At 52.1% G+C, this 18,401-nt stretch carries 13 protein-coding genes; 7 read left to right on the forward strand and 6 right to left on the reverse strand.

The window, feature by feature from the left end; genetic code table 11:
- Window positions 1-792: 792 nt before the first annotated feature.
- A complete protein-coding gene (locus tag LA756_RS02300) occupies window positions 793-3,330 on the reverse strand; it encodes an AAA family ATPase (RefSeq protein WP_224438269.1) in 2,538 nt (845 codons plus the stop codon).
- A gap of 503 nt (window positions 3,331-3,833) precedes the next feature.
- On the opposite strand from LA756_RS02300, the gene LA756_RS02305 reads away from it, so the two are divergent.
- Complete coding sequence (locus LA756_RS02305; RefSeq protein ID WP_224438270.1) at window positions 3,834-4,061, forward strand: hypothetical protein; 228 nt, start codon at window positions 3,834-3,836, stop codon at window positions 4,059-4,061.
- Between the two features lie 40 nt (window positions 4,062-4,101).
- Here LA756_RS02305 and LA756_RS02310 read toward each other — a convergent pair whose 3' ends face one another.
- Entirely contained in the window at window positions 4,102-6,045 is a 1,944-nt protein-coding gene (locus tag LA756_RS02310) for an acyl-CoA dehydrogenase family protein (RefSeq protein ID WP_224438271.1), read from the reverse strand.
- Between the two features lie 878 nt (window positions 6,046-6,923).
- Between LA756_RS02310 and LA756_RS02315 the strand changes: the two genes are divergently transcribed.
- Together LA756_RS02315 and LA756_RS02320 are read left to right on the forward strand one after the other, a co-directional pair.
- Window positions 6,924-7,907 carry an integrase core domain-containing protein gene (locus LA756_RS02315; protein WP_224438272.1) on the forward strand — a complete coding sequence of 328 codons (984 nt, stop codon included), beginning with the start codon at window positions 6,924-6,926 and terminating at the stop codon, window positions 7,905-7,907.
- Window positions 7,908-8,555: 648 nt separating this feature from the next.
- Window positions 8,556-9,296: an SDR family NAD(P)-dependent oxidoreductase gene (locus tag LA756_RS02320; RefSeq protein ID WP_224438273.1), complete on the forward strand. Its 741-nt coding sequence runs from the start codon at window positions 8,556-8,558 to the stop codon at window positions 9,294-9,296.
- Window positions 9,297-9,330: 34 nt separating this feature from the next.
- Here LA756_RS02320 and LA756_RS02325 read toward each other — a convergent pair whose 3' ends face one another.
- Together LA756_RS02325 and LA756_RS02330 are read right to left on the reverse strand one after the other, a co-directional pair.
- Complete coding sequence (locus LA756_RS02325; RefSeq protein ID WP_224438274.1) at window positions 9,331-10,572, reverse strand: NAD(P)/FAD-dependent oxidoreductase; 1,242 nt, start codon at window positions 10,570-10,572, stop codon at window positions 9,331-9,333.
- A gap of 49 nt (window positions 10,573-10,621) precedes the next feature.
- The gene (locus LA756_RS02330; RefSeq protein ID WP_224438275.1) at window positions 10,622-11,047 is read right to left on the reverse strand and encodes a MarR family winged helix-turn-helix transcriptional regulator; all 426 of its coding nucleotides are present in this window, start codon (window positions 11,045-11,047) and stop codon (window positions 10,622-10,624) included.
- A 295-nt stretch (window positions 11,048-11,342) separates the two neighbouring features.
- On the opposite strand from LA756_RS02330, the gene nrfH reads away from it, so the two are divergent.
- The 3 genes from nrfH to LA756_RS02345 all read left to right on the forward strand — a co-directional run bounded on the left by nrfH (window position 11,343) and on the right by LA756_RS02345 (window position 14,462).
- Complete coding sequence (gene nrfH / locus LA756_RS02335; protein WP_224438276.1) at window positions 11,343-11,894, forward strand: cytochrome c nitrite reductase small subunit; 552 nt, start codon at window positions 11,343-11,345, stop codon at window positions 11,892-11,894.
- Between the two features lie 13 nt (window positions 11,895-11,907).
- The gene (locus tag LA756_RS02340) at window positions 11,908-13,494 is read left to right on the forward strand and encodes an ammonia-forming cytochrome c nitrite reductase subunit c552 (protein ID WP_224438277.1); all 1,587 of its coding nucleotides are present in this window, start codon (window positions 11,908-11,910) and stop codon (window positions 13,492-13,494) included.
- 146 nt (window positions 13,495-13,640) lie between these two features.
- A complete protein-coding gene (locus LA756_RS02345; protein ID WP_224438278.1) occupies window positions 13,641-14,462 on the forward strand; it encodes a hypothetical protein in 822 nt (273 codons plus the stop codon).
- A gap of 53 nt (window positions 14,463-14,515) precedes the next feature.
- Here the strand turns inward: LA756_RS02345 and LA756_RS02350 are convergent, their stop codons facing one another.
- Complete coding sequence (locus LA756_RS02350) at window positions 14,516-14,968, reverse strand: carboxypeptidase-like regulatory domain-containing protein (RefSeq protein WP_224438279.1); 453 nt, start codon at window positions 14,966-14,968, stop codon at window positions 14,516-14,518.
- Between the two features lie 65 nt (window positions 14,969-15,033).
- Window positions 15,034-16,104: a DUF1559 domain-containing protein gene (locus LA756_RS02355; RefSeq protein ID WP_224438280.1), complete on the reverse strand. Its 1,071-nt coding sequence runs from the start codon at window positions 16,102-16,104 to the stop codon at window positions 15,034-15,036.
- A 484-nt stretch (window positions 16,105-16,588) separates the two neighbouring features.
- Here LA756_RS02355 and LA756_RS02360 point away from each other — a divergent pair, with 484 nt between their 5' ends.
- Complete coding sequence (locus tag LA756_RS02360) at window positions 16,589-18,274, forward strand: methyl-accepting chemotaxis protein (protein ID WP_224438281.1); 1,686 nt, start codon at window positions 16,589-16,591, stop codon at window positions 18,272-18,274.
- Window positions 18,275-18,401: the final 127 nt, after the last annotated feature.

The following is an 18,401-nucleotide window of genomic DNA, read 5'->3' on the forward strand; positions in this document are numbered from 1 at the left end:
TTGTGCTTTGTAAGATCCACAACTAGAAGGTCGACACGGTCTCGAAACGGCGGCAGGTTGTCGCGACCTGAATGGCCGCGTCGTTTATTGTGCGAGTCGGCCCAAATTTTCAGTATGCAATTCAAATGTTGCTCGTTGGCAATACCGAAGCCGATTGGCCTGGATGGACATTATGGGTGTATTCAGCCAGACCAACCTAACATTCGTCGAATGTGAACCTATGGCAACACCGATCTCGACGTTTGAACACGTCAAAAAGATGGCATGAACGCGGAGCGGACGCCAACGCATGTAAAATAGGGTATCAATCGCGGCGGCCCGATTGCGGAAGACGTTACAGCCATACCTTGCGTGGACATGACGAATCGTACTTTTCCGCTCTCTGGACGGCGAATTAAAGGCCCTCCTTAACACGCTGGACAGGCGCCGCGGCAGTCGTTGTGACCGAATCCATCGTGCCAGTCTTCAAGCAAACACTGCCGCATTGCCAAAATGCCCTCAGTTTAGGTCGATGTTCTCGGCTCGCTCAAACCGTCGCATGGATTTAACGGCTCACGACTCAGTGTCTTTTTGAAGGTGCGGCCGGTAAAGCATGACCCGCATGCCGTTCAGGGCAGCCCGCACTCGCGATCCGGAGCCTCCGCTGATCTCGGCACCGACTGCCTTCAGCGTCACCTGGATATCCGCCAGGCAATGCTGTATCTGACCGGTGCCTCGAAAATCGCTACCAATGTGATCGTATGTGCTTTGGTCCCATGCTCTCCTCATTAGTATCTTCGGATAATGCCGCCGTCACGTTTTGTCAGATGGCGGGATTCCTGGTGAAATCGTTGCTTCGGTGGAAATCGGTTGCCCTTTTCCATCCGTGATTATTTGGGCGGGAGCACTGGATTCGACAACTGCAGCCTGCTTTGGCTCTGTTGCGGCCGACAAGTCAACCGTTTCCTGCTGAACCGCGTTTAGGGCAGAATACCGCACACAGCCAAGCGCCTGAGAAAACTCCGCGAACCGTTCGACCGCACCCGGTTTCGGTTCGTTGAGATCGAAACTGCGTCTTAGCTTTTGAAGCTCAAGCCGAACCGTGTCCGCTTCGCTGCTGTCGTCCAAAGCGGATTCAACATCCTCAAGCAGTAGAATGGCTTCCTCGCGCTTGGCAGTCGTTGGATGGTCACTGCGAAACGATTTGATAACGCGGTCGACTTTGCGAGAGATTCGCTCTTGTGATGTTCCACGTTCGGCCTGTCTCTGCATTTCGGAGAGCCGCCGAATCAGGACAGCAAAATTCGCCTGGAAGGTTTTGGCATCCTCTTCAGGAATGATCGGAGTCGGGGCAATGTGGTTCTGGTGAATCAATTCAACGACTTCTCGGGCCAACCCCATCTTGTCGATGTGAAATTCCGGCCCAACTTCAGACTGCACGACGTGATTGATCGCGTCGTAGTGCTGTCGGTCTGCGGTCCATGCCGAAACAATTGCATCCTGGGTGACCTTTGCGGCATCTGTTGCTGATACACCACAGACCTTTTTGAGGAATCGCTGCACCGCAATGGCACAAAGACCGGGAGGGATTAGGTCTTCCGACTCGATTAGGGTTTTGCCTTCCGGCAGTTTCACCTCACTTGCCAAGTCAGCAAGCATGAGCACGGACTCGGGCTTTATGATTTGCTTGCCTTTTGCGCCGCCCCTTTTTAGGTCTTTTTGCGCCTGCTTTCCCGATTTGTCGCTATCGAGCAAAACAATGACGGACGGCTGTTCGATATCTCGCCCGCGAGCCAGATAAACCAGATACGGAATGTGGGATGAAGAGCCTGCCGGAACAATCGTGATTCGATTCAGGTCGAAGGTATTGATCTTAGAAACGTCCAGTGCCCGCAAATAAGTTGAACACCCTGCGAGCAATACCTGATCGGCTAATCCCTCAACCATAAGATTGCAGTTGCCGATGAAGGCAGTCTCTCCGACGAACGACCCGAATGATGAACGGAGCGGTTCGTAATGATTCTTCGACGCATCATTGACAACCCTCGTACCCTCATCGTCCGTGCCTTTCTCCAGTACGCGTATACGCTCACCATGATTGCGGTCGATCAGGAATGGGGAGTGCGTAACGTAAACGACCTGCACTGGCCTGCATCCATCCTCTTCAGGATGTGCAAATGCGTCGAAGATTCTTAGAAGGTCCTGCTGGCCCTGGCTTGAGAGATACGCATCAGGTTCATCCATGAGCAACATCTCCCAGCCATCGCTAGGATGATCGTGTGCCAAATACTGAACGTAGTAACTGAGAAAGTATTTGAGGCCGTTGCTGCGCTCGCCGAAGGAATACTCCGTTTGAGTACGGTCGCTGATTGTGAAGACTAGGTCATCGTCGCGGGCAGAGACCGTGAGGCGGAAATCCCTGTCCTGCACCCACCATTTCGGAAAATTCAATTCAGCGGCAAGGCGTTGATTAATTTGCTGGAGCAAGCCATTGGCAAGGCCCTCGTCTTCTTCAGCTAATGCTTTCGAAAGATCGGCTATTGCCGCTCTGTCGATCTTGGCTACCTTGAACAACAGGTCCCGTGCAAGTTCAAGAGATCGGGTCGCTTTTCCATCTGCCGCTGCCTCCTCATCATCAGGCGAAAACTTTGCCATAGCCTTGGAAATGGCTGAAGCTCCGGACTTGACAGCTTCTTCGGATGAAAAATGCGAAAGAATGCCATCGACTATTCCAACAAGGGAATTTCGCTCGGTTCGGCGCCAAGCGGAACGCGTCTCACCTCTCAGCCATGAAAGAGGCACACTGCTTGGGAGCGCAACGCTAGAGTCAATTTCAAAGACTTTCGGGAGCAATGCGCTTTTGAGGAATGCTGCCGTGTCCTTGACATCGCATTGAACGTATTGATCACGCTGCTTGAGCCAGATATCAATTGAGGTTCTGTCACGTCGAATAAGAATAAATTCATCTAAAGAGCTGTCGCTTTTTACTTCAATCAGTGTTCGAAGCTCGTCCTGCTGTTCTCGGCTGAGGTCCGCGAAATGAAGGCCGAAGTCCGGCCATCGCATATTTCCCTCTTCGACTGTAAAGAACTGGGAGTATCGACAGAAATCCCTGCGAGAGATGTTTTCGCCGGAAAGTCCTTTCTTAATTGCACCGAGAGAATGACTCTTGCCAGACTCGTTTGCGCCGACAATGGTCGTGATGTCTCTTGCCAGTGGAATACGGACGAACGGAAACCACGCTTCGCCAACGTTCTCCCATGGCAACGCCTTGGCCCCGGGATGGTTCTTGCGAAGGTAGTCGAAGTTGAACGATTTGAAGAAGCGAACAAGAACTGCTTTGAGATACATGATATTACGTCTCCCCTGACTCTTATGATGACTCACTCAGCTGCTTTGGAGGCAATTGTTTGATAACGCGTCTCTCAACGGGCACCTGCGAATGCGGAAGCCCTGAAAGATGACCGTGCAATCGTTCGAGATTCTCACTTGTAAAGAAAATTACCTGCTGTGAGGAGGAAAGTGAGGCGGACGCTCTGCGCAGAAGCTCGACGAAGTTTACATCGCGCATAATCTGCTGACGTGGCTCTGAAAAAGATTAAGAATGTTATCGAGTCGACTATCGCTTTCAAGTGAACGCTAGTATCGCACAGGGGCTCCCTTTGGCAAGCTTATACCTCTATTGGTTCTTGATGGAGTTGTCAAGCAAGGCGATACACAGCAAGGGTTTGCGAACCATCAAAATTGGTCAGAGCGTTTGTGGCGCTTGATCGAGTGTGCCCCTCACCGACATCTTTGCTCAGTTTAGAGCTGAAAGTAGTAGGGGAATGACCTCTCCTAATTAGGAGAGAGTCATGAACTCTGAAGATAGCTTCAATCCTCAAGAAGGTCTACAGAACCAAGCGGGTAACGAGTTGTTTGAGCGTAGCGAAAACGACTCATTACCCGCGGGGCCGCCGTTGGAGCCCCCTGCTGCCGAGCATCTGCCAGAGGCGTTTTCGCCTTCTCGTTTGGATCGGCCTGCTCTTATCGCCGTAACCAAACGCCACGGTTACCAGCCGCGTGCACCTACAGACTCGTGAAATCATTTATTCGAATGTCTGGTTTTCTTCTTCATCGCGATCAATCTCCACCGTCTTCGATAGCCATTTGCCAGAGATCGTGACCGAAGGCATCTCGGACGACTGTCATCCGCATGACGTCGGTTGTTCCATCAGCAATTCGTAGCCCCATCAGGTCGCGGACTCGATCGCCCAGGTCTACCTCTCGGCTGTAGCCAAGGGCACCGTGCGCACGCATCGCAGCATCGCAAGCTTCCAGTGCGAATTCGACACCCTCTGCTTTGATTCCATTAACCAATGGCTCCGCGGCGTCATAGTTTCCCTGATCAAAGTAGCGTGCAGCCTCGCGAGACAAAGCCAATGCCATGCGGAGCTTGGTGAGTTGCTCGCCGATGGGTTCCTGAAGATGAGTAAACCGTCCGATCGGACCTCCAAAGGCTTCGCGTTCTCGAATCCGCTCAGCCATGACCTCCAACGCTCGTTCGCCACATCCGATCGCCGCTGCCGACTGCATCAATCGCCAGTAGAGGAAATGCTCCTCAAAAAGATCACCACCGTCGCCGTCCTCGCCGATTAAGTGCTCCGGGCCTACATACATCTGATCGAAATTGAGTCCGCCAAATGAATTTCCTGTAAGCCCATGTGCATACCGATCGACAATCTCCAAACCCGGGTGATTGATCGGCAAAAGAAACGCGGTCTGTTTGCCCGGTCTGTCGTTGGCAGCCTGCACGTAAAGAACCACGTGCGTTGCTTGTCGCAGCCGGGCGTTCCAAAGCTTTGATCCTGTGAGCCTGAAACCATCGCCGTCTCTGATTGCTCGACTTTGAATATTCTTTGTGTGAGTGCCTGCTCCTTCTTCCGTGATAGCTACCGCAAAGTAAGCGCGGCCGCCAATCAGATCGTGTATGGCCGCTTGGGCAAACTCAGATTCAAGCTTGATAGCCGGTCTACCGTGAGCGCCACCAACAACATCACGTAGATTTAGGTTGTAACGCCCGGCGTGACGAAAGATCTCAAGCATTTGTTCGGCGGACCAGTCACTGCCCCCTACCGTTGTGGGCAGGTCCAATCCTGGCAATCCGAACCTAGCACCGCGACTTCGCCACTCTTTCGGCGAGGTAAGCTTGTTTTCAGCTTGAAGCTCTTTCGCGAGCAGGTCGATTTCGGTCTTAATCTGGTCGACTGAGGCCGCCGACGAATTGTTAATATAATCCCGCGTACCAACGATCTTGATCGTAAAGACAGTATTCAATTCATAGATCGGCTCGTTCTCATCATTGCGCGATAGGTTGTCCAAGATGACAATTGCCTTCGGAGCGGCATCGTCGCCATGGAACCGAATTCCGTATTGGTAATCTTTGAAGGGACGAGTAGGATCAAGGACGCGAACCTGTTCACCTTCCATACTCTTCAGCAGAACAAAATGGCGGCCAAGCCAAACCCCGTTCGCCGTGGTGACCGTGTACGAGAGAACCTTTAACTCACCTGGATTAACCGACAAATCTGGTCCGTCGGTTTGAGACCAATAAGGTCCGGTGTCCGTGTGCTTGCTATTCGTGGCGGAAACCGTCTCAACGTCGACGTCAAGCTTTTCTCCTGCCGCCGAAACCTTCTTCAGGAGATTGACAAAACGGTCATTTGGAATTCGCCCTTCCTTCAACTCAGGTTGTTCCTGGAACAGTTGAAGTGCGTAGCGGTGTGGATGTGGATGCAACGCCGCTCCCGCCATCAACTTCACGGTCTGCATCGCAATCAGAGCGGCCGAGATCGGGCACGCACCTCCGCCGTCTTCGTCGATTAGCCTGTCAAGTTCGCTTTGAACAACAATCACAGGCTTGGCGTCCGTGTGTGCATCACGGATCGTTGTAATGGAATAGCTCGGGTTCGAGTGCTTTGCCACACCTGCGGGAGCAATCCGATCTTGCCCAGTTGCATTGGATTGTACCTGTAGCCCGAGAAGAAAAACAAACGCGATAACAATGAGCGGTCGCTGTCGAATCATGGCGTATTCTCGGTTCTAAATTCAAAAATGCAAATTCACCCGACCGAAGCAGGTTGCCACCTAAGGAGTGGATTCGGAAACTGCCTAACTTGCTCGGTCTTTCAATCGGATTGTTTAAGCCGCATAAGGACGACTCCAAAGTATCAAGCGTCTTTTGTCTATGCGAAACCAGACTAGTGTAAACCCCGATTGATTCTATTTGAATGTTATTGCCTTGGACTAGCCCTCCATGGCGGTTTTGAAACAACGTCGCGGCATGCTTGGGAAGGAGGTGAATAGCAATCAGATGCTGCCAATCTGATAGGGCTCGGCGATTTGCACCCGTCTTCGTTCGTGCATAATGACGAACCGTCCTGAGTCAGAACGACTCCGCAACGATAACCGACATTCCTCATACGATCTAATGGGTCAGAAGAATTTTGCTAAGTGGATGACTCGGGGTCATAGTTCCCCGTACAAAACCCTCTTCGTGAATGTTCTCTGTTGGTGGTTTTGCGTTATCTGATACCGGGGAAAGAACTTAGCGATTCCGCGTCCCTTTCGGTCTACCTTTGAGCGAACCGAACTCTTTTCTGAATTGCGGAGGGTTGACTTCGCACCCCGAACGGAACCCTTCGCGAACCGAGAATATCGGCTACCGGTTGCCTAGCCGTTAACTCTTAACAATTAAACGTGTTCGATTGGCAATCACGAGAACTTTTGAAACTATTCAGGCGGGGCGTCGGGGTACAAAAAGAATGCCACACCTTGTTTATCCCGACGTTTCCTAGGTTTTAGCAGCCGTGCGCGAGATTTTCCAGCCGCTATTATTTCTCCTGGCAAGGTCCGTGGAAAAAGATCTTCGGCATCAGATCGAGTTCCTCAAGGCCGAGAATGAAATGCTCCGTCAACGAGTGCCCAAGCAGAAGATATTTCTGCGGCAGGAGGAACGCGAACGACTTCTCAAACTGGGACGTGTGCTGGGGCCCGCCATTCGCCAATTGATCACCATCGTCGACTATTCGACTTTCCGGCGATGGGTTCGGAAGGCGGACGGCGAAGACATGCCGAAGAAGTCTGGCCGACCACGTATCGCCGTCATCATTCGCGAGTTCGTTATCCGTGTCGCCAAAGAAACGGGCTGGGGGTACAGCCGCATCCTGGGTGAGATTCGCAAGCTTGGCCTGGGGAACGTATCGCGTCAGACGGTGAAGAATATCCTGATCGAGAACGGACTGGACCCTGGCCCCAAACGTGGCCGTGGAACCTGGTCGGAGTTCCTGAAAGCACACCAGGACACGCTTTGGCAGTGCGACTTCTTCAGCAAACGCATCTGGACGCCGACTGGCAGAAGACAAGTCTTTGCCTTGGCGTTTATCAACGTGGCGACGCGTCGCGTCTTCGTAACGCCGTCCACCTTTTCGACTGGTGGCAAGTGGATTGAACAGCAAGCCAGAGCGTTTCTGGAACACGTGAAAACGGAGGGCCTGGCCTGCACGATTCTCATGCGAGACATGGACAAAGCGTTTTCCGAGAGATTCCATTCGGTGTTTAAAGATCGTGGTATCGAAGTAAAACCTGTTGGACCTCGGGCACCCAACCTGAACGCGTTTATCGAACGTTCGATTCAATCGTTGAAGCAAGAAGCACTCGATTATTTCATCGTATTTGGACAATCGCATTTCGACCTGATCATCCGTGAATACGTCGAACACTACCATGAAGAGCGCCCGCACCAAGGAATTGGCAACGTGCTGTTGTCGAGACGCGACAGGCCAGAGAGCGAGGTGAAGGACGATGAAGTTGCCACGCTCAGCATGGCTGATATCCAGTGCAAGACGCGACTGGGCGGAATTCTAAAACACTACTCGCGTGCTGCTTGACTTAGGCTTGAGAAAATCGATTCCATCTTGGCCTGTGAGGATGGTACGCGCCGATCGTGGATTTAACGTGCTATTTGTTCTTTGGCTCGATCTTTTCGGCTGAAATTGTCATTTTCCTTTGGCATTTGCAATCGTGTTTCGTCATCATTTCGCTCGGAAATTGCCGCTGTTTTCTATTGGCATCGTTTTTGTACAGGGCGGCTGGTTCTCAATCGTTCAAGAACGCGGGCAGAGTAGAACGCCGTGTAGCAAAGTGTAGTTAATAGCCCAAATTAGACCTGAATTTGTCGATATCTACCGCAATTTGCAAACCCTACATTTCGGCCTGAATAGCTCTATTTTTCCCGCACTTCTTGATCTAATCCAGCTTCGGACTTCTACTTATCGTCGATGAACACCAAGATAACGTTTGGCGGACGATCCGCAGCGAATAGCGGAGTGGATGCCGCCAACAAAAAGGTGAGTACCAAGACCGAGCGAATAGCATTCATCAATCTGTTCCTAACACGGAGAGCATGAGGTTTTCGGACCGCCAATCTACCAGAACAGGGAACCATTCCAATCATTTTCCGAGTTGAGGCGACCAACTGCGTGCGGTTTTTCTGGGCAGCAGTAAACAATGTCATATTGCCCGGAAAGGTTCTCATCATGTCTGATGAATCTCCAGTCGCGATCGTCGTCGGAGCGACCGGCGGAATTGGTTCCGCGATTGCACGTAAGTTACGAGCTAACGGTTCTCAGTTGATGCTCGTCTCACGTAGTCAAGAAAAGCTTCAGGCACTTGCCGACGAGTTGGATGCCGATTCTCTAGTAGTCGACGCAACTCAGTTCGATCAAATGGATGGGGCCGCGAAACAAGCCAAGGAGACATTCGGGCGTGTCGATACCATCATTAACTGTGTTGGTTCGCTGATCTTGAAGCCTGCTCACATTACAACGCAGCGAGAACTTGACGAAACGATGGCATTGAATTTGACGACGGCATTTGCCTGCGTCCGTGCTGCCAATACAACCATGCGAGAACATGGAGGGAGCGTTGTCTTATTTTCGTCCGCTGCGTCCCGGATTGGTTTGGCGAATCACGAAGCAATCGCCGCAGCGAAGGGAGCAGTAGAAGGGCTTACTAAATCGGCCGCAGCGACTTACGCAGCGAAACAGATTCGCGTGAACGCCGTCGCCCCTGGGCTTGTCGAAACCCCGTTAACCGAAATCATCTGGTCCCGGTCTAAATCGGCCGATGCTTCGCGTTCAATGCACCCACTCGGTCGCCTAGGAAAGCCAGACGACATCGCCTCGTTGGCGTGTTGGTTGGTGGCGAAAGAAAACAACTGGATCACCGGTCAAGTGATCGGAGTTGATGGTGGTCTCGGAAACTTGAAGATAAGCTAAGACCGTCACCTGCGATAAGCGTTGATGGCGAAAACTATTCCGCCATCGCTTCCGATTCAGATTTCATCGCGGCGATTGATTCAAACACTTCATCAAGACTGTCTTTGAACAAGTCGCCGATAAGTAGGTCGGTAATATCACCACGGTGGTTCGGAAAGCGGCGAACAAAGCGGCCGAAGTTGAACCCATCGTAATATTCGCAGACCAGCTTACGCATCCGTTCCATGCCAACCAGGTAGTCTTTCTCCCAGTGAGCAAGTTGTGAGCGGCTTGTATCTCCCTTCTTCAATCCTTCGACAATTGCATCTGCTGCCAACTCGCCTGACTTGAGAGCCAACAGCACGCCGGACGAATAAAGTGGATCGAGAAAGCCTAGTGCGTCGCCGATCAAAACCCAGCCATCGCCGGCAACCTGCTTCGACTTGTAAGTAAAGTCTTTAGTCGCAAATACCTTGGTGACTCGTTCCGCCCCATCGACTCGCATCTTGGCGGCCGGACAGCGTTCTAGCTCCTCAAAGAAAACTTCTTCGTGAGAACCACGGTTTTTAAATAGATAGTCGAAGTCGCCGACGACTCCAATGCTGACCGTGTCGTCGTGAAGGGGAATGTACCAGAACCACCCTTCTTTGTTCTCAACTTGAAGTACGGTTGTTGCACCCTCGTCGCGCCCAGAGTCTCGCTTGGCTCCCTTGTAATACGTCCAAATCGAGCCCTTATTCAGCGACGGATCAGGTACGCGAAGTTTCAACTTGTTGATCAGCATCGAGCTTTGACCGCTCGCGTCGACGACAACGTCGGCGCGGATTTCACGCTTCTCGCCATTCTCGTCCATAATCTGTACGCCGACCGCTCGATCTCCCTCAAAAAGGACATCCAGAACGCGAACGCCTTCGTGTGCTTTCACGCCATGCTCTTCGGCGTTGCGAAGCATCATTTCGTCGAATTCACTTCGGCGGACTTGCCACGTCTGCGAGCAGTCATGATCTTTGTTGTCGTGAAAGTAGAAGGGAGCCGATTGTTTGCCAGACCCACTGACGAACTGCACGCTGTACTTCTTGATGAATTGGCTATCTTTCAACTTCGGCAGCATGTTCAGTCGCTTAAGTACCCAGTAGGTCTCAGGGATGAGCGACTCACCGATATGGAAACGCGGAAATTTCTCGCGCTCGAAAAGCTCGACACGGACTCCTTGCTGAGCCAGCAGGGTAGCGACTGTCGTTCCAGCGGGGCCTCCGCCGATGACCAAGACTTGCGGATTGTTTTGAATATCGATCATGCTGAAACTTGCCTATCGGTGTTCGTGAAATGATCCTGCGTCGGCAGGGCTATTCATCTACGAGCGAGAGATTGGTCGCATCTTCATGCGGCTCACGTGCCTCTTTCAAAAGTGACGCAAGCTGGCGAAGCGATTCGTAAGGCAGATGACCAAGCTGCTTGTGGTGGCACTTTTGGACGTCCGTGGAAAGCTTTTCCAACAATGCCAAGCCTCCGTCGGTGATGGTAACTTCAACCACCCGGCGGTTCTCCGGCCGTCGCTCTCGCACTAGTAAACCGCGTTGTTCCAGCTTATCTAACAGCCGTGTCATGTCAGGAGCACGAGAAATCAGACGCGATCCCAAAACCAATGTCGGCATCGACTCTGGATGTACCGACTTGAGTAGCCGTAAAGTGTTGTACTGCTGAGCAGAAAGACCTGCCGCACTGAAGACTTCTTCTTCAAAAGCTTTCAGGCGGTCGTAAGTCCGCCACAAATTAAGGAAGACCTCCTGTTCCAAGGAGTCAAATTTGCGCGGCGAGGCCTGCGAACGAGCTTTTTGCGGAGTTGCGTCCATACCCCCAGGATAGGCGTTTCTACAACAAACGTCAAGACAACTGTTTGCGCTGATTGGGCGATTCAGGGCATCGCTCAAGGCTTGAGAAAACGGTTCTCAAAAATTCATTTGAGAATGACTTTTTAGAGCGTTATCATCGGCACTGAAGTGGCATCTCCCGTGCGGTGGGAGGGGCCCATCGGAGGGAATCGTTTGCCTGCTCGGGGAATGGCAAATGCCTACTGACGGCGAGAAACGCGGAGCTCGACATGTCCGAAAACGGTACGCGACAGCGAAAATCTATGTCGGACTCTTTTCGGCATTCTTTTCTATTTTGCTTGGCGTTGTTTTGGGTTTGGGGGCATTTACTTTTGGCTATGGCCAAGGGGCGAGCTATCTAAGCAACGACCCCAAGACGTGCGTCAATTGCCACGTGATGCAGGAGTCTTACGACACCTGGGAGAAATCAAGCCATCACGACGTAGCAGTCTGTAACGATTGCCATCTCTCACACGATCCGATCGGAAAATGGGTGACCAAGGGAGATAACGGATTCTTCCACTCTCTCGCATTCACCTTCAACGACTATCCCGATCCGCTCAGAATCAAACCGCGGAATCGACGAACGACACAAAATTCTTGTTTGCATTGTCATGCCGACTTTGTCCACAACATGCTGCCGGCCAAGTCGACGGAAGAAACGATGTCGTGCGTGCATTGTCACGCCGATGTCGGTCATTCATTGCACTCCCGAGTTTATCCGACGCTGGAACCCAATTCTCGCTGAGAAGTAGGCACCCATGAGTACTGAAAGTTCGCCCCAACCATCTCGCGGCGGTAGTTCGTTTCTTTCGTTGGCCGGGCTGATGTTTCTGTTCGCAGTTGTAACGTTCGGACTCGTTGCATTGCTAACGAACATCTTCGAGAAAAAGCAAGAGGCTCGTGTTCCCTTTGTGCGGCTGGAAGAAGTCAACGAGGTGATGACCGATCCCAAGCCGTGGGGTGTAAACTGGCCCGATCAGTATGATACCTACCTGCTTACTGTCGACTCGGAAGAAAGCGAGTACGGCGGCTCCGAAGGTCTGGCCGCCAGCAAGCTTGAATCGCATCCATGGCTCAAGCGTCTGTATGCTGGCTACGCATTCAGTCTCGACTACCGCGAAGCGCGTGGGCACGCCTACATGCTCAGCGATCAGGAAGTCACCAAACGTGTTACGGAACGAAAGCAAGGAGGCGCGTGCCTGCATTGTCATGCTTCGGTGGCCCCAACTTACCGTCGACTGGGGCTGTTGGAGCAAGGCGAAACGGAGATTACCTCGGAAGATCTCGCCCACGATTTCAACTGGCCTGCTGTGATGGAGGGCTTTAAGAAAATGAGCACCATGGAATATGCCGATGCTCATGCTGAATTACTGAAAACACCCGATGGTATCAGCGACGATGGTAACGCCCATCCCGTCAGCTGTGTCGATTGTCACGATCCACAGTCGATGGCAATTCGTGTGACACGCCCCGGCTTCGTCCAGGGAATAGCGGCACTCGCCAAAAGTGACGACCCCGTTCCACATTTGCCAAGTATTCATCGCTGGCGCGAAGGGAAAAAAGATCGCGACTACGACCCCAATCAGGATGCTTCACGCCAGGAGATGCGGACGTTTGTATGTGCCCAGTGCCATGTGGAGTACTACTGTGCCAGCAAAGAGACGCTCTTCTTTCCTTGGGCTAACGGCTTGAAAGTCGAGCAAATTGAGGCGTTGTTCGACGAACACAAATTTCCCGACGGAAGCGATTTCGTCGACTATCACCACGCGGAAACTGGCGCCAAAATCTACAAAGCTCAACACCCGGAGTTCGAGCTCTGGAGCCAAGGTATTCATGCTCGAAGCGGTGTCTCGTGTGCCGATTGTCACATGCCGTATGAACGCAAGGGAGCGATGAAAGTGAGCAGTCATTGGGTTCGCAGCCCCATGCTAAGTGTGAATCGTTCGTGCCAGACATGCCATAACGTCAATGAAGAGGAATTGAAGCAGCGGGTAACGGCTATTCAAGATCGCACGAAAGCCCTTATGGAAAGAGCTGCCGTGGCGATGACAGATATGCTGGATACCATCAATGCGGCGAAAGCCAGTGGAGCTTCCCCGGAACAGTTGGCCCCGGTGCTTGAACTGCAAAAGAAAGGGATGTGGCGGCTCGATTTTATCAGCAGCGAGAATTCCAAAGGTTTTCATGCGGATCAGGAAGCAGCTCGAATCTTGGGCGAATCGATCGATTATTGTCGTCAGGCGGAAGCTGCTGCGCTCAAGCTGATGGTTTCAGAAATGCCGGATGAAGAAAACGAAGTCATCGAGCTTGAAGGAGTGACACCAGACGAAAAAGCACCTCTTTAAAGGCGTTTAGCTGGCAAATGCTTGATAGCAAAACTGGCCTTGCCCGGATTCCCGTAAATTAGCTATCTATTGGGGGCCCGTCTGGAAGCGTGGTCAACGGACGTGGTAACCATCAAATGACCCGGCCCGTTGCTGCGGTAGCGCGGATGAACAAAAACATTACGTCTATCTCTTCCGATTACGTTGCCACACCTAAATGGCTTAGGTGGCTGCCTGCCGGTATGCCGGTCCATCGTGCTATGGTCACCGACCTAATGCGATTGCATCAATCGATGCCGACCGTATCTCAGGTAAAGACAATCAACGTCGAGAGCCTGCAGCATGCTCGTCACGCGGTGCCATGCCGTATTTCTTGGGCAGTGCTGTTCTTGCGGGCCTTTTCGCTTGCCTCGCAAAAGTATCCTAGCTTGCGGCGTACCTATCTCTCGTGGCCATGGCCGCACTTGTACGAGCATCCGCACTCTGTCGGGAACATTGTCGTTTCGCGCCGAGTGAACGATGAAGATTGGCTCTTTTTCGCTCCATTTGCCGAAAGTGAAACTTGGCCGTTAATTCAACTTCAAGGGTTGTTAGAGCGATACCAGCAAGGGCCTGTCGAAGAAGTCTTTAAGAACCAGGTCCGCTTCGCTTATTATCCCTATTGGGTGCGGCGATTCATGTGGTGGCTTCGATTCCAGTTTTCGCCTGTCAAGCGTATCAAGCGGCTCGGTACATTTGCCCTGACAACTTTGGCCGGACAAGGCGTCACCATTCTGGATCCTCGAGCCCCGGTTACATCGACGCTGACGTACGGTCCCATTCGCGATCAGGGGCAAGTCGATGTAACAATCGCATACGATCACCGCGTAATGGACGGTAAGGAAATCGCTGAAATCTTAACCTACGTCGAGCACATCTTGCGGACTCAAATGGTTCAGGAACTCAACGAGCTTGCGGCTACGTCTAAGCAGCCGGCGCAAGTCGCTTAGTCCCCCGCAACAGGGGCGCAGAAGTATCGATGCATGCCGACATCGACAGACCGTTAATTCGATTTCAAATCGAACTTAATTTCGGTATCGCCGCGATCTCCTAATTCCACTACCAAGTCACTCTTCGAGTTGTATTGGGCAGGAACCATCTCTTTACCTGGTGGCACACGTGCTTCCGGATCGGTGATTTCAGGCTGAGAGGTCTTGCGGATCTTGACAAGATATGTGCCAGGCTCCACTCCAGCATTCGAGGCCGTGTACATCTCAAAACGTCCTTGATCGTCCGTATTGGCGAAGCCACCAGAGCCTCCCAGGCCGTTCTCATTAGGCTGAATATTCTGCGGTACAAACTCGACGTCCGCCTCTGCTAGTGGAACGCCGTCTAGAGTAATTATTCCCGAAGCAGGGACAAACGTAAGCCCGGTATTATTCGTTTCGCACCCCATGAAGAGAAAGCTGCTGCATGCAAAGAGCATTCCCCAGAGTATCGGTTTTGGGTTTTCCATAAATCGCCATACCTAACGAATGAATGAATCAGAATCAGCGGTTTGGCTATCGCTGTCACGGCGTCTCAAAAGCCACTTCCCAATACCAAGCCGTCGTTACGGGCCCCTAGCCGCTGATACGTACCAAAGTTGTTTTGATTGCCGGTGCCGTAGGGATTGTTGGCTTCCCATGTATAGCCAGGATGATTGATTACTTCGCTAATGAAGCGAACGGACGCGTCGCTCATCGCAAAGAGGGCACCGCCGGGATGGTAACTTGCGAACGAACGACCATATTTGTCATCGTTCGTCGTGCGAGAATTAATGGCTGTTCGCGTGGCTCGAATGTGTCGAAACGGACCTGCGGACTGATCCGTGGTTTCGTCGCCGTTAATATAGTCGGCACGCGCCTGACCGCCGGACGCGACCGATCCATACAGCACATTGTTTTTGGAACCAATACCGTTACTTCGCCAGCGAATCTCACCAAGCATGGTCGTGTTAGTTGCACCGTCCTGGATGTCACGAAACGAGATTTCCGAATTCTCAAACAGCACACCATTGCAAACCGTGCGGTGATGCTGCAATTCGGTGCCGGGGGTGGCACTGCGTTCGTAGCTCCCACGTGAACCGGCGTAACTGCTCGTGGCGATATTGGCGTGATAACCAATCGCGGATGTATCTGGCTGCGAAGTTGTCGTTTCTGGTTTGATATCGGAAGGACATGAAAAGATGTCGAGCGTTGTCGAAACGGCGTTGTGATTCGAGGTAACGCTACCTCCATGGCTGCCACCAGCTTTGCCGTAGACATGCTTCGTAAAGTCGAAGCGATCGTGAAGTGCTGTCTGTTCGATCATAGGCAAGATTAATGTCTGCCAGGAATAGCCGCCGTCCTGTCCGCCAACAGTGGAGAAGTTCGGAGGATTAAAGTCCGCATCGATGAACCCTGGCGGAAAGTTGCCAAAGATGTCGTGGTAGTTATGAATCCCCAGCGCCAAGTTCTTCAAGTTATTCGAGCAACTCATTCGCCGAGCCGCTTCGCGTGCTTGTTGCACTGCCGGAAGAAGAAGTGCGATAAGAACGCCGATGATCGCGATCACCACCAGCAGCTCGACAAGGGTAAATGCGGATCGGTCTTCCGAAGAGGGGGTTTTCATGCCGCTGACCCAGTGAAAGAAAAGTTAAATAAATAAAACTGGAAAACGAGATTGCATGAGTTTATCGATACGCATCGATCATCACAACTAAAAAACCCCCTTTTGTGGCCAATGAGCGGCCCCTGCATAAGAAGGGCTATTTGCCACAGTTGTGTAAGCGTGGAAATGATCAAGCGGCGAACCGCAAGCCTGTGCTTTGTATCGAAGCAAAGTCCACCGCAGTAACCAAATCGAAGTTGTAACCTACTTCTGGCAAACAGGTTGTAGCGCAGCAATCGCTGCGTCGTCGCCGATTGATCCTTTAGTTGTTTTCGTTAGAAAACGGACCAGGCTTTGCCGTTCAAAGAAAAACTGGGGCAAATCCTTATCAACTCTTAGTCGTGCCCTAGGTTTCATCGTTACTGAATTTCATCAGTCGATGACAACCAATCAGAGAGGGGCAGCAATGGCAGATGCGAGGAAGCAATCGCAACGGCGACTATGGATGGGGATCAAATCGATTCGGCTCAGTACCAAGCTGATTGGCGGCTTCAGCGTCGTGCTCGTGTTGACCTCTTTCGCATGCTACCTCGGTTATTCCGGTCTTAGCAGCGTCGAAGCGGAACTCGGATACATTGCCGCTGACAAACAGATCTATGGCGATGCGCAGAAGATTAAGAACCTGATGCTGCAACATCGCCGGTTCGAGAAAGATCTCTTTCTGAACATCGGCAACCAAGAGAAGCAGTTGGAAAAGTACGTTCCGAAACTGCGAGCCAAAGAAGCCGAGATTCGGGAACTGTTGACCAGCATGCAACTAGTCGTGCAGAAAGACCCGCGATTCTCTGCCGAGATTAAGTCGATCGCCAACACGTTACCTCAACTGCACAAAGAGTACATGACCGGCCTGTGGGCAGTCAGTGATCAGGCCATTGCCGACGCCGAGTTATCTCCGCAGGAAGCGAACCAGATGATGACGCCCTATAAAGTGCCGATTCATAACTTGGAAGAAGGTATCGATCAAGTCGCCGCCGCAGCGACAACTCTCTTTGAACAGCGTGTCGAAACGTCCAAAGAAGTCGGGGCCGATTCTCGTTTCGCGATGATCGTGGGAACCGTCATTGCATTGGTGCCGTGTCCCTTCATTGTCATTTGGGTACTTCGTCCGTTGCGGAAAGTGTCGCGAATGTTGGCTGACATCGCTCAAGCCGAAGGCGATTTGACGCGCCGTTTGCCCGTTGATGGTAATGATGAAGTAGGCGAACTTTCGCAGTGGTTCAATACATTTGCCGAGCAGGTTCAGCAAATCGTTATCCGTGTCGGCGGAGGAGCGACGATGTTGGTCGAGTCTTCTTCGCAGCTGACTGTTACTGCTGGCGATCTTACAAGCCGCGCCGACGATACCACTCAGCGTTCTGCTCGCGTGGTAGCAGCAGCCGATCAAATGGCGTTGCGAATGAATGAAGCTTCGCAGTCGACGCAAGAGATGCAGGCCAACATCTCGACGGTAGCTAATGCCATCGAGGAGCTGGCAACATGCATTCAAGACATCAGCGGTAACACTGAGAAAGCTTCGTACGTTGCCGGCCAGGCCGCCGAAGAACTGAACCTCAGCAATACGAATATCGCCGAACTAAGTTTGGCTGCCACCGAAATCAGCCGTGTGATCGAAACCATTGAAGACATTGCCGAGCAAACCAATTTGCTCGCACTAAACGCAACCATCGAAGCGGCTCGTGCGGGAGAAGCAGGCAAGGGGTTCAGCATTGTAGCGAACGAAGTCAAGGAACTCGCGCGGCAGGCCGCTACCGCCACCGAAGACATCCGTCTACGAATTACGGCCATTCAAGATGCAACCGAGAAAACGACCAAGTCGATCGGTGATATCGGACATCATGTGGCCCAAGTCAACGAAGTGTCGACGATGATTGCCGCTGCAATTCAAGAACAAAACTGCACGACGCAGTCGATCGCCGAGCATATCAATCAGACCTCGAATGCAGTTCTGATGATCAGCGAAGGCGTATCGGAATCTGCCAGTGCAAGTGAAGAGATTCGCAGTAGCATGTTGGCCGTCGACGACTCGGCTCGTGAAACGGCGAAAGGGGCCAGCAGCGCAAAGACGACTGGGACCGATTTGCACCGGATCGCAGACGACCTGCAAAGCTTGATGAGCAAGTTCCGCGTGTAAGGTTTTGCTTAGCGAAACAACTTGAAAATCTTCACCCCTTGGCAAGCAAATTGCTAAGGGGTTTCCTTTGCGCGATACTAAACAATTTGCGCAGGTAACGGAAGCTACTTCCGCAATAACTCAAAGA

The sequence above is a fragment of the Bremerella sp. TYQ1 genome, assembly GCF_020150455.1.
In the GTDB taxonomy this organism is placed as follows: domain Bacteria; phylum Planctomycetota; class Planctomycetia; order Pirellulales; family Pirellulaceae; genus Bremerella; species Bremerella volcania_A.